Source organism: Serratia sp. LTN-2 (assembly GCF_059740205.1).
The window spans coordinates 699,895-711,886 of sequence record NZ_JCAXDO010000001.1 but is presented as its reverse complement, the minus strand read 5'-3'; the positions used below and the strand labels follow the sequence as shown (position 1 = coordinate 711,886).

At 56.1% G+C, this 11,992-nt stretch carries 13 protein-coding genes; 8 read left to right on the top strand and 5 right to left on the bottom strand.

All coding sequences use genetic code 11. The features are described from left to right. The first annotated feature begins 210 nt into the window (after positions 1-210). Positions 211-525 carry a flagellar hook-basal body complex protein FliE gene (gene fliE / locus AC6BYQ_RS03285; RefSeq protein ID WP_025159836.1) on the top strand — a complete coding sequence of 105 codons (315 nt, stop codon included), beginning with the start codon at positions 211-213 and terminating at the stop codon, positions 523-525. Positions 526-975: 450 nt separating this feature from the next. Here the strand turns inward: fliE and AC6BYQ_RS03280 are convergent, their stop codons facing one another. After that, positions 976-1,575, bottom strand: a complete 600-nt coding sequence (locus AC6BYQ_RS03280; RefSeq protein WP_154746387.1) for an FMN-dependent NADH-azoreductase — start codon at positions 1,573-1,575, stop codon at positions 976-978. A gap of 129 nt (positions 1,576-1,704) precedes the next feature. On the opposite strand from AC6BYQ_RS03280, the gene AC6BYQ_RS03275 reads away from it, so the two are divergent. Beyond that, the gene (locus AC6BYQ_RS03275; protein ID WP_498056278.1) at positions 1,705-2,637 is read left to right on the top strand and encodes a LysR family transcriptional regulator; all 933 of its coding nucleotides are present in this window, start codon (positions 1,705-1,707) and stop codon (positions 2,635-2,637) included. 477 nt (positions 2,638-3,114) lie between these two features. Here the strand turns inward: AC6BYQ_RS03275 and AC6BYQ_RS03270 are convergent, their stop codons facing one another. The 4 genes from AC6BYQ_RS03270 to fliD form a co-directional block, all read right to left on the bottom strand. Beyond that, complete coding sequence (locus AC6BYQ_RS03270; RefSeq protein ID WP_498056277.1) at positions 3,115-3,975, bottom strand: helix-turn-helix transcriptional regulator; 861 nt, start codon at positions 3,973-3,975, stop codon at positions 3,115-3,117. 308 nt (positions 3,976-4,283) lie between these two features. After that, entirely contained in the window at positions 4,284-4,652 is a 369-nt protein-coding gene (gene fliT, locus AC6BYQ_RS03265) for a flagella biosynthesis regulatory protein FliT (RefSeq protein ID WP_019452933.1), read from the bottom strand. Beyond that, the gene (fliS, locus tag AC6BYQ_RS03260) at positions 4,652-5,062 is read right to left on the bottom strand and encodes a flagellar export chaperone FliS (protein WP_019452932.1); all 411 of its coding nucleotides are present in this window, start codon (positions 5,060-5,062) and stop codon (positions 4,652-4,654) included. The genes fliT and fliS overlap by 1 nt, the downstream gene beginning before the upstream one ends. A 24-nt stretch (positions 5,063-5,086) precedes the next feature. Then, positions 5,087-6,487, bottom strand: a complete 1,401-nt coding sequence (gene fliD / locus AC6BYQ_RS03255; protein ID WP_432525033.1) for a flagellar filament capping protein FliD — start codon at positions 6,485-6,487, stop codon at positions 5,087-5,089. Positions 6,488-6,768: 281 nt separating this feature from the next. On the opposite strand from fliD, the gene AC6BYQ_RS03250 reads away from it, so the two are divergent. From AC6BYQ_RS03250 to tcyL, 6 genes are all read left to right on the top strand, one after another. Then, positions 6,769-7,824, top strand: a complete 1,056-nt coding sequence (locus AC6BYQ_RS03250) for a flagellin FliC (protein WP_049188410.1) — start codon at positions 6,769-6,771, stop codon at positions 7,822-7,824. 182 nt (positions 7,825-8,006) lie between these two features. After that, on the top strand, positions 8,007-8,729 hold the full coding sequence (locus tag AC6BYQ_RS03245; protein WP_004934752.1) for an RNA polymerase sigma factor FliA: 723 nt from the start codon (positions 8,007-8,009) through the stop codon (positions 8,727-8,729). A gap of 56 nt (positions 8,730-8,785) precedes the next feature. After that, positions 8,786-9,295: a flagella biosynthesis regulatory protein FliZ gene (fliZ, locus tag AC6BYQ_RS03240; protein ID WP_025159834.1), complete on the top strand. Its 510-nt coding sequence runs from the start codon at positions 8,786-8,788 to the stop codon at positions 9,293-9,295. A 125-nt stretch (positions 9,296-9,420) separates the two neighbouring features. Further along, positions 9,421-10,413: a D-cysteine desulfhydrase gene (locus AC6BYQ_RS03235; RefSeq protein WP_498056276.1), complete on the top strand. Its 993-nt coding sequence runs from the start codon at positions 9,421-9,423 to the stop codon at positions 10,411-10,413. A 115-nt stretch (positions 10,414-10,528) separates the two neighbouring features. Then, a complete protein-coding gene (gene tcyJ, locus AC6BYQ_RS03230; RefSeq protein WP_019452927.1) occupies positions 10,529-11,329 on the top strand; it encodes a cystine ABC transporter substrate-binding protein in 801 nt (266 codons plus the stop codon). Continuing rightward, positions 11,329-11,991 (top strand): cystine ABC transporter permease, encoded by a 663-nt coding sequence (gene tcyL, locus AC6BYQ_RS03225; protein ID WP_025303237.1) that lies wholly within the window; start codon positions 11,329-11,331, stop codon positions 11,989-11,991. Before tcyJ ends, tcyL begins: the two co-directional genes overlap by 1 nt. Position 11,992 lies beyond the last annotated feature (1 nt).

Here is an 11,992-nt window from a genome sequence, read left to right as displayed (position 1 = left end):
CTCCCTGATACACATATCTTCTAAATAGCGGCGCTCCCATTTCTGGGCAGGCCATTATTCGCCTTATCAGATGATTCTGATTGCCCGATAAGCCGGGTTTTTTGCAGTTAATTAACCGCTTTAGCTCTGAAAACGCTGTGCTAGGGTGTGCATCATTGGAGAAGTGCAGGGTGAAACTTCACCCGGCAAGACGAAATGATTGAGGGTCAGATGGCGATTCAGGGCATTGAAGGGGTGCTGCAGCAGATGCAGACCATGGCGGTTCAGGCCGGCAAGATGGGGCAAAATGCGGCGCCGCAGGGCGTTAGTTTCGCCAGTGAACTGACCGCTGCGCTCGGCAAGATCAGCGAGACGCAGCAAACGGCGCGTAAACAGGCGCAGGATTTCGAGCTGGGCGTGCCAGGCATCAGCCTGAACGATGTGATGGTCGATCTGCAAAAATCGTCGGTATCTCTGCAATTGGGCGTCCAGGTGCGCAACAAGCTGGTGGCGGCCTACCAGGACATCATGAATATGCCGGTGTGATGAGCATGCCGGTCATTTTTCAGTGAAATTTTGCTCGGCGCTGTTACCCTATAGCGACTGTTGTTGATAGGGATATGATTATGTGCAAATCACGGTGTTTTGTTCTGGCCTTGATAGCGTTGTCAGGATGCGCTGGGCAAAACGATGATTATTCATCGGCCCAAAAGAATGCGGCTCAGCAGGAAACCAGCAAAGAATGGAAAGCGTTTGTCGCACCGCTGTCCGTGAAGACGCAGTCGCCCGGCGAGCGAGAGATGAAACGCGTCGCCCGGCAATATTGACGTCGTGACCCCAGCCGATGGACAAAAAAAACCAGCTATCGAAATAGCTGGTTGAAGGTGCGATAAAACATTTGTGTAATGTAGGAGCGTCGACGCCTGCTCGAAGTGGCGCCGACGCGGTTATCATATTTGTTATGTTATAACAAATCAATACCATTGTACGTTTACCTCAGCCAGTCAACTCTGCGATCCGCTCGTGAGCATTCGCCAACCCTTGAGCGTGGCCGTGCGGTTTCATGTCCAGCCCTTCAGCATAGATGAATTGCACGTCGCTAATGCCCATCAGCCCCAGCACCGAGCGCAGGTAGGGCGTCACGGCGTCGGTCGGCTGACCGACGTGTACGCCGCCGCGTGAACTGAACACCAGCGCATTGACGCCCTCGACCAGCCCAATCGGATAGGTGGCGGTGTAGTTGAACGTTACCCGGGCGCGGGCCACCAGATCGAACCAGTTCTTCAGCTGGGTCGGTACGTTGAGGTTGTACATCGGCGCGCCGATCAGCAGTAGATCGCTCTCTTTCAGTTCGGCAATCAGTCGATCGGAGAGCGCCACCGCCACTTTGGCGCGTTGGCTGGTATTTTCCGCGCCGCGCAGCGCGCTGAACAGCTCGCCGTCCAATACCGGCAGATCCAACGCCGCCAGGTCGTGTTCGACGATCTTATCGTCATATCCTTTGGCTCGACGTTCCGCCAGATAATGATCAATCAGGGTATTGGTCTGCGAGTCGTTTCCCATAATGCTGGATTTGAGTACCAGTATATTTTTCATGTGGTTGTCCTCTGACGGTAATCTGTGGTTTTTCACCGGGAGTGCCGGAATGACTGCAGGTTATCATTGCTTATCGTTCACCAGTGGTGATAGGTTTTCACATTATTGATTCCAAATTGGAAACATAAGATGAAAAGCGATCTCAGCGCACTGCCGGCTTTTGTCGCCGTGGCGGAAGGCGGCAGTTTCGCCGCCGCCGCAGACAAGCTTCATCTGACCCGTTCTGCGGTCAGCAAAATCGTGTCGCGCCTGGAGGATCGGCTCGGGGTCATGTTGTTTATGCGCACCACGCGCAGCCTGAGCCTGACGGATGAAGGGGCGTTGTACTATGAACATTGCCGGCAGGCGTTGGCGAATGTGCAGGCGGCGGAAAATCAGCTGGACAGCGGCAAGATGCAGGTCAGCGGCCGCCTCAGAGTCTCGGTGCCGGTATTGTTTGGCCATCTGTGCATTGCGCCCTTGCTGACGGCGCTGGCGAATGAGCACCCGCTATTGACGCTGGAGATGTCGTTCAGCGATCGCAGGATCGATCTGATCGACGAGGGATTCGATCTGGCGGTGCGCATCGGTGAGCTGGCGGACAGCGGCAGTCTGGTTGCCCGGCGACTGGGGGAACACGGCATGATCCTCTGCGCCTCGCCCGATTACGTACAGCGCTACGGCGAGCCCAGGACGCCGGAAGCGTTAAGCCGGCATCAGGCCGTCGGGTATTTACACGGCGGCGTCGTGCTGCCCTGGCAGCTGCGCGGCGCAGACGGTGAACTGCGGTCGTTCAGGCCGCCGGCCAAGATGATGATGGATGATATGCAGGGGATCGTCGATGCGGTTTCCGCCGGTGCCGGCATTGCGTGGCTGCCGGAGTGGCTGGTGCGCGATCGGTTGATGGCGGGGACGTTGACGGAGGTCATGCGCGGCGAGTCCAGCCTCAGTTTTCCGGTGAACGTCGTGTGGCCCTATATGCCTTATCAGCCGCTCAAGGTGCGGCTGGCGGTGGACAAACTGGTGGCGGAGCTGCCGGGAAAATTGGCGCTTGTTGCGCCGTCGATGTCGCATCGGCCATGACCGGTGCCCGCAACCGGCCGGAAAGGGAGGGCAATGCACCGAATAGAGGGATGAAACCTGTGCTGCCGGGCTTATTGAATGCGCAGGCGAGCGTTTATTATAACCTTATTAGTAGGGTTATTATTCGAGACGGGTCAATGAGCAGTAAAAGCGAATCCAGATGGCGTTTGATCAGTATTTTAATGTTGGCGGTGCTTGCCGTGTTAATTGGCATTTTGGTCAAACTGGATTGAAGTCTGACCAGGCGATAAAAAGCCTGGTCGTCTTATTGTGCGGCCAGTAAACGCATCATGTCTTCTTCATACAGTAATGCCAACAGCCACAGCCCCAACAGCATTATTGCCAGAGAAAATAACCGCTTTTCATTATGCATCGTTTAATTCGCTGTTCGGCGGGGGGACGTTACATAGCGTATCTCAGCATTGTTACAACCGTTAAGGGCTTGTGTTAAATAAAACCGTTTTGTTGCGCGTCTATTTAGGTTTCTCCGGCGACTATCGCCTCGCCCCCCTGGAGGCCGGGCTCCATAATTCTCTGGTGGCCGCGAATGGCGGTAGGCGCAAAACCGAAGCGTTTACGAAAACGTTCGGCGAAACGCGACGCGCTTTCATAGCCGACATGTTGCGCAATGGCGGAGATAGGCCAGTCGGTCGACTGCAGCAGGGCCAGCGCGCTGCTCATACGCACGTCGATCATCAGATTGCGCAACGCGGTATTTTCCATCGACAGTTTGCGACGCAGCATCACTTCGCTCATCGACAGGCTTTCCGCGACTTTGGCCGCTGTCCAAATGCTGTGCGGATCGGTCGCCAGGCAGCGGCGCACGCGCTGCGTGAGATCCTTAGCTTCGTTATGGATGAAGCGAATACCGAACTGGGCCAACCACAGCAGAATTTCCAGCATTTTGTGCCGCACGATGAGGGTGGGAAAACGCTGCCGGAGCGCCAGTGCCAGGCTGGTGGTCTCAAAGCTGTGTTTCAGGGCACAGGGCAGGTTGCGCAGCGTCAGGACGGCGTCGAACGGCATCGGTGGCGGCATTTCTTCTACCGGCGGCTGGAGGTTGAGCAGCAGCGGATCGCAGGTCAGCAACTGACAGCTGAAAACACCTTCTTCGGATGGGCCATTAATAATGTCCACCGTTTGACCGCCGTCGATAATCAACAGCTCGCCGGGATGAGCCACCACTTCCTGTTGTTGCCAGCGTACGCGCTTATGGCCTTGTTGTATCAGATACAGATGTGGTTGCTCAAAATAGACTGAGGGGAATAATAATTCAGTATGCTGAATGATGTGCGCTGAGGCACCAATTCCAGGACAGAGATTAATTGTACGTTCCATCGATATTCATTTCGCAGCCATTATCTGAGAATATCTTTACGCTTTGATCAGCGTCGGAGCAACATTTTTCCATGGGCCGTGAAACACAGCGGCGAGTTTTATCTATCAAAAATCAATTTCCTGCTGAACAGAAAACGTCCGTGTCGGGATGATGTTTATCCATTAAAGTGAGAGCAAAGCTCAAAGCGCGCATTTTACCAATTACCCATAAACTGAATAATTCAAATGCCATAGATTAATATCCTAACCTAACCCGAGAGTAATAGCGCATAGTGCTATTTAATCCATTTTCGCCGGTATTGTCGATCTTATCGGACCTGTGGCTCCCCCAGCAGCAGCGAACGGTCGTTAAACTGACCGTAGGTATTATTGACCACGTTTTGGCGCGTGGACTGTTCGATCAGCATTTTCAGCTCATCCATGCGCTGCTGCAGCAGGCGTTTTAGTTCGGTTTCGTTGTCGAGAATTTGCTGCAACTTATTGCGCAGCATCTCCTGCAACGCCATTGACGGGCCGGCCTGGCCGGTAAAGGCGGCGGTTTTTTCCACCGCCGTCACGTAGGCGAATTCGAGCTCAACGAGCTCTTCCCAGCGCCCGGTCTGCGCCAGCGCGATCATCTGGCTGCTCAGGGCATAGATTTGTTGATAAGCGGCTAAGAGCTGTTGTTGACGTTCCATTACACGGCGTCCTGCGAAGGGTGGTAGTTGGGGCCGATCTGGCGCCAGGCGTCGGCGATGTTTTCCAGCAGCTTGACCACTTCGGCGATCGCCTCTTCGTCGTTGTGCAGGTTGGCCTGCATCAGCCGGCGTTTCATATAGTCATACAGCGCTGCCAGGTTTTCGGCGATCTCGCCGCCCTGTTGATGGTCGAGGCCGCTTTTCAGGCCGTTGTCGATGATGTTGATGGCTTTGGACAGCGCCATGCCTTTGCCTGCGATATCGCCCTGGTTCATCAAAATGCGTGCGCGAAGCAGGGCGCTGAGCGCCCCGTCGAACAACATCACGATTAACTGGTGCGGGCTGGCGCTCATGGCGCCGCTTTCCAGACTGACCTGTGCGTAGGCCTGAGTGCCGCTACGGTTATACATGTTGTTTCTTTACCTGATTAAGGGTTACTTGAACTGTTGAGCCAAATAGTTACTGGTGCCGTTCATTTTCGACATCATGGTATCCAGCTGAACGAACTGCTGCTTATAGCGATCGATGGTGTTCTGAATGCTGGCGGTGACCGTGGTGATCTGGCTGTTCAGGCGATCGAGGTTGGTGTTGATGCTCTTGGTCGAGTTCTCGATGATGCCGCCGGATTTGATGTAGCTTTGGATCTGGTTGTGGATCTCGGTGGCCATGCCGGTGTCTTTGCCGTTGCCGACGAAGAAGTTGGTGACCTGATCCGGTTTTTCATCCATCGCTTTTTTCAGCTTGGTGCTGTCGATTTCCAGCTTGCCGGTTTTGGTGTTGGTGGATATGCCGAGGTTGCCCAGGCCTTTCAACTCAGGGTTATCCTGCGCTGCGCTGAGGGCGCTTTTGATCGAAGACTGAACGCCGCGCAGGGTGTTGTCGCCGAGCAGCGGGCCGTTGCTTGGGTTTGGCGCTTCGCCGGTTTTCACCGGGGTATATTTGGTCAGCGCATTAAAGGTGTCCAGCAGCGAGTTATAGCTGTCGACCCACTCTTTGATCTTGTCGGTGGTGCCGGCGGTGTTGGTGCTGATCACCAGGTGTTGCGGTTCATCGGTTTTGGTTTTGGTTTTCAGATCGATGGTGACGCCTTGCAGGGCATCGCTGATCGAGTTGGTGCTGCGCTTGATAGCGGTGCCGTTCACCGTCAGCTCCGCATCCTGTGGCTCGACCGTCTGCTTCATGGCGGTGCCGGTGCCGCGGGTGGCGTTGTAGTTCAGGATATCGCCCAGCTTGTCGTCGTTATCGACCTGCAGAGAAATCTTGTTGTTTTCGCCGGTGGTGGAAGAGCTGACCGCCAACTGATAGTCGTTGTCGCCGACGCGCATGATGCTGGCGGTGACGCCGGCTTTGGCGCCGTTGATGGCGTCGCGCAGCTCCAGCAGTGAGGTTTGATCGTCGCTGAGCGGGATCTTGGTGGCTTTCGGCGGGTTGCCGGCGGTGATGGTCAATGAGCGGTCCGTCACGCCTTCAGCGCCTAACTTAGCGCCCTGGTCGCTGACTTTCGCCTGCGTGGTCAGGGTTTGCGCCTGCGCCAGTTTGTTCACTTCCACCACGTAGTTGCCCGGCACCGCCTTGGCGTTGGTGGTGATTTTAAAGGCGTCGTGTTCGGTGGCGGTGGTGGCCTTAAAGAAGTCCTCTTTCGCCATCTCTTTGCTGAGATTGTCGAACTTTTCCAGTGCGCCTTTCAGCGTGCCGTAACCGGTCAGCTGTGCGTTATAGCTGGACTGTTTGGTGGTGTAAGGGGTCAGGCGCTGTTGTTCCGCTTTAGTCAGCTTATCCAGCAGGCCGTTGAGGTCGAGTCCTGAGCCGAGACCTAATGAACTGATCGTTGCCATGTGTAATTCTCCTTGATGATGACTTTATTCGCTTTACGCGTTATCGGCCCAGTGATGAAAAAGTTTACCGAAAAAAACAAAAAAACGATGGCGCAATAGAGGAGGGAAAAAGCGCGTTATTTCCGCCATTGCCGCAGACGTAAAAAAAAATAAAAAAATTCTAAAGGTTGTTGGGGGAGGGCCGATACCTGAGGGGACGGTGGTTGACGCCGTGGGCAAACAAGCCCGAACCTTTTAACTGTGTTGCGAAGAACGCAACTGACTCGTAAGGAAAGCAAACAATGGCACAAGTAATCAACACTAACAGCCTGTCTCTGATGGCGCAGAACAACCTGAACAAATCTCAGTCTTCTCTGGGCACTGCGATTGAGCGTCTGTCTTCCGGTCTGCGTATCAACAGCGCTAAAGACGACGCTGCGGGTCAGGCGATCTCCAACCGTTTCACCGCTAACATCAAAGGTCTGACTCAGGCTTCCCGTAACGCTAACGACGGTATCTCTCTGGCGCAGACCACTGAAGGCGCACTGAACGAAGTTAACGACAACTTGCAGAACATCCGTCGTCTGACCGTACAGGCGCAGAACGGTTCTAACTCCACCAGCGACCTGAAATCCATCCAGGACGAAATCACTCAGCGTCTGTCTGAAATCAACCGTATCTCCGAGCAGACTGATTTCAACGGCGTGAAAGTGCTGAGCAGCGATCAGAAACTGACCATCCAGGTTGGCGCTAACGACGGTGAAACCATCGATATCGATCTGAAAAAAATCGACGCTAAGCAACTGGGCCTGGACACCTTCAACGTGACCGACAAAGGTCCATCTGTTGGCACTGCTATCGCCAACGGCACCGTGTTGAAAGATGACAAAGATGCGGATGTGACTTACGACGCAGCCAAGTCTGGTCTGGATGCAGCGAAAGGCGAAGTGCTGGTTTCCGGTAAAGACAAAGACGGTAAAGCAGTAAACTACGTGCAGACTACCGCTACTGACGGCACCAAAACTTACAAAGCGGCAACCATTGCCGCCGACGGTAAAGTAACTGCCGGCGCTGACGTGACCATCAAAAACCCACTGGATACCCTGGACAAAGCGCTGGCACAGGTTGACGGTCTGCGTTCTTCCCTGGGTGCGGTACAGAACCGTTTCGATTCTGTTATCAACAACCTGAACAGCACCGTGAACAACCTGGCTGCTTCTCAGTCTCGTATCCAGGACGCTGACTACGCGACCGAAGTGTCCAACATGAGCCGTGCCAACATCCTGCAACAGGCTGGCACCTCTGTTCTGGCACAGGCTAACCAGTCTACTCAGAACGTACTGTCCCTGCTGCGTTAATCGTCTCTCCCGATTAACTGTCGCAAAAAGACCCCGCTTCGGCGGGGTTTTTTTATGTTCGCGCACCGCGCGGTTATTACATGGCGCAAATAAAGCCTGTTTTGTGCGACTGTTCAGCCGATTGGCATTTCGCCCCCTAAGCATAATAGCGCTGACTCTCTTATCCGCAGGTTTAAGACATAGTGAGCGATCTGTATACCGCCGAAGGCGTGATGGACAAAAATTCTCTCTGGCTGCGCTACGTCCCGTTAGTGCGCCACGAGGCGTTGCGCCTGCAGGTCAGGCTGCCCGCCAGCGTGGAGCTCGACGATTTGCTGCAGGCCGGGGGAATCGGGTTATTGAACGCCGTTGAGCGTTATGACGCCCTACAGGGAACCGCCTTTACCACCTATGCGGTGCAGCGCATTCGCGGCGCGATGCTCGACGAGCTGCGCAGCCGCGACTGGGTGCCGCGCAGCGTGCGGCGCCATGCGCGCGAGGTCGCGCAGGTGATGCGGCAACTGGAACAGCGTTATGGCCGTCCGGCGAGCGAGACGGAAGTGGCGCAGACGCTGAATATCTCGCTGGATGAGTACCGTCAAATTCTGTTGGACACTAATAACAGCCAGCTTTTCTCCTACGACGAATGGCGCGAGGAGCATGGCGAGAACGCGGAACCGATGCTGGAAGGGCATGAAGAGGCCAACCCGCTGCATCACCTGTTGGAAGGCAGCCTGCGCCAGCGAGTGATCGACGCCATCGAGGCGTTGCCGGAGCGCGAAAAAATGGTGCTGACGCTGTATTACCAGGAAGAGTTGAACCTCAAGGAGATCGGCGCCGTGCTGGACGTCGGGGAATCCCGCGTCAGCCAACTGCACAGTCAGGCGATCAAACGGCTGCGCGCGCGGCTGGCGAACGATACCTGACGGCGGTTCGCCGCCCCCTCAACTCGAAGACTCATGCGACAATCGGACTGCCCCTTATGCCAGGAATACTGTTGAAAAAACGGCCGCTCAGCCGTTACCTGAAAGATTACAAGCACAGCCAGACCCATTGCTCCCAGTGCGGTAAACTGTTGGACCGCATGGCGCTGGTGTTTCGCGGCAAGATCATCAATAAAGAAGCCATCGCGCGCATGGATCAGCCGATCGACGACGCGGTCTGGCTGAACGTACAGCATGAGCTGACCGCGCTGTGCCGCTTTTGCAGCGAGATCTCCTGCAACAGCCACCCGAGCTATTTCGACATCATGGCGTTCAAACAGTATCTGTTCGAACAGACCGAGATGAGCCACAGCACCATCCGCGAGTATGTGGTGCGGCTGCGCCGGCTGGACGAAATGCTGGTGGCGCGCAACTACCCGGCGGACAAGTTCGCCAACAGCGCCAGCCATCAGCGCATCATCGACGATCTGCCTTCCGCGGCGCACAACAACTACCGCATTGCGCTGCGCAAATACGATCAGTATCTCGCCTGGCAGCGCAGCTACTGAGCTTTACCCCGGCCCGTTGGGCCGGGGCTGGCTGTTTCCCCCGTGATAAAGGATGATTATTCAGTTCACATCTGCTAAATCTATCGGTTATCAGATGTTGATATTCGATTCCCTGGGGGGAAGAAGTGAACCTGCAACAACAACTGGCGCAATTCCCGCGCCTGGACCTGGTTGGCACCGCCACACCGCTGGAAAAGCTGTCCCGTCTTTCCGATTACCTCGGCCGCGATATTTACCTTAAACGTGACGACGTCACTCCTATAGCAATGGGCGGCAACAAGCTGAGAAAGCTTGAGTTTCTGGCCGCCGACGCCCTGCGCCAAGGCGCCGACACGCTGGTCACCGCCGGTGCCATTCAATCCAACCACGTGCGCCAGACGGCGGCGGTGGCAGCGAAGCTGGGCCTGCATTGCGTCGCGCTGTTGGAAAATCCTATCGACACCCGTGCAGAAAATTATCTGACTAACGGCAACCGCCTGCTGCTCGGCCTGTTCAACGCCGAAGTGGTGATGTGCGAAGCGCTGCACGATCCGCAGCAGCAGCTGGCGGAACTGGCTATGCGCCTTGAAGCGCAGGGCTTCCGACCTTACGTGGTGCCGGTGGGCGGCTCCAATGCGCTGGGCGCGTTGGGGTATGTGCAGTGCGCATTGGAAATCGCTGAGCAGAGCCAGCGCAGCAACGTGGCGTTCAGCTCGGTGGTGGTGGCCTCCGGCAGCGCCGGTACCCACGCCGGGCTGGCGGTGGGGCTGCAGCAGCTGTTGCCGGAAACCGAGCTGATCGGCGTGACGGTTTCGCGCACCGTGATCGATCAGCTGCCGAAGGTTGAGCAGATCCAAAAGGCCCTGGCCTGTTCGCTGAATATCGACGAACTGGCGCCGATCGCGCTGTGGGACGATTACTTCGCGCCGCAGTACGGCATGCCGAATGAAGAAGGCATGGCGGCGGTGCAGTTGCTGGCGCAGCAAGAGGGCGTGTTGCTGGATCCGGTATACACCGGCAAGGCGATGGCCGGTTTGATCGACGGCATCGCCCAGCGGCGTTTCCGCGATGAGGGGCCTATTCTGTTCGTTCACACCGGCGGTGCGCCGGCGCTGTTCGCCTATCATCCGCAGGTGTAAATACCGCTTGTTATTCCATTTTGAACTATATTTATAAAGTTATATTCCTTTATGCGGACGGACGCACTGTTAAAGTGCTGATATCAAAAAAGATAAATAACACACAGGGGTGTTTATGATGTTTGCGAAAGTTCGTCGTCAATGGCTGTTGGGCGTAGTGGGTGTCGCGTTGGCCGCCGGTTTGTCGACGCAAACCTATGCCGCCGACAATCTGCTGCAGCAGGTGAAACAGCGCGGTACGCTGATCGTCGGGCTGGAAGGCACCTATCCGCCGTTCAGCTTCCAGGGTGAAGACGGCAAGCTGACCGGTTTCGAAGTGGATTTCGCCAACGCGTTGGCGGAACACCTGGGCGTGAAAGCCAAGCTGAACCCGACCAAATGGGACGGCATGCTGGCTTCGCTGGACTCGAAACGTATCGACGTGGTCATCAACCAGGTGACCCTCTCCGATGAGCGCAAGAAGAAATATGACTTCTCCACCCCTTACACCGTTTCCGGTATTCAGGCGCTGGTGAAGAAAGGCAACGAAGGCACCATCACCAAGCCGGAAGACCTGAAGGGCAAGAAGGTTGGCGTGGGTCTTGGCACCAACTATGAACAGTGGCTGCGCGCGAACGTGCAGGGCGTGGACGTGCGTACCTACGACGACGACCCGACCAAGTATCAGGATCTGCGCGTTGGCCGCATCAACGCCATTCTGGTGGATCGTCTGGCGGCGCTGGATCTGGTGAAGAAAACCGGTGATACGCTGGCGGTAGCCGGCCCGGCGTTCTCTCGTCAGGAGTCCGGCGTGGCGCTGCGCAAAAATAACCCAGAGCTGCTGGCCGCGATTGATCAGGCGATCGCCGAGATGCAAAAAGACGGCACGATGGCGAAGATCTCCGAGAAATGGTTTGGCGCGGACGTAACTAAATAATGCACGAAAGTATTCAACTGGCGCTGGATTCAGCGCCATTTTTATTGAAGGGCGCCATACTGACGCTTCAGCTCAGCCTGGGCGGGATGGCGTTGGGATTGCTGCTCGGTTTTCTGCTGGCGCTGATGCGCCTTTCGCCGCTGTGGCCGCTGTCGTGGCTGTCGCGCATTTACGTGTCGCTGTTCCGCGGCACGCCGTTGATCGCCCAGCTGTTTATGATCTATTACGGTCTGCCGCAGTTCGGCATCGAATTCGATCCCTTCCCGGCGGCGCTGATTGGCCTGTCGCTCAATACCGCCGCCTACACCTCGGAAACGCTGCGCGCGGCGATTTCGTCGATCGATAAAGGGCAGTGGGAAGCCGCCGCCAGCATCGGCATGACCCGCTGGCAAACTCTGCGCCGGGTGATCCTGCCGCAGGCGGCGCGCACCGCCTTGCCGCCGCTCGGCAACAGCTTTATCGGTCTGGTGAAGGACACCTCGCTGGCCGCCACCATTCAGGTACCGGAATTGTTCCGCCAGGCGCAGCTGATCACCTCGCGCACGCTGGAAGTGTTCACCATGTACCTGGCGGCCTCGCTGATTTACTGGGTGATGGCGACCCTGCTTTCCGCACTGCAAAACCGTCTGGAAGCCCACGTAAATCGCCAGGATCAGGAGTAAC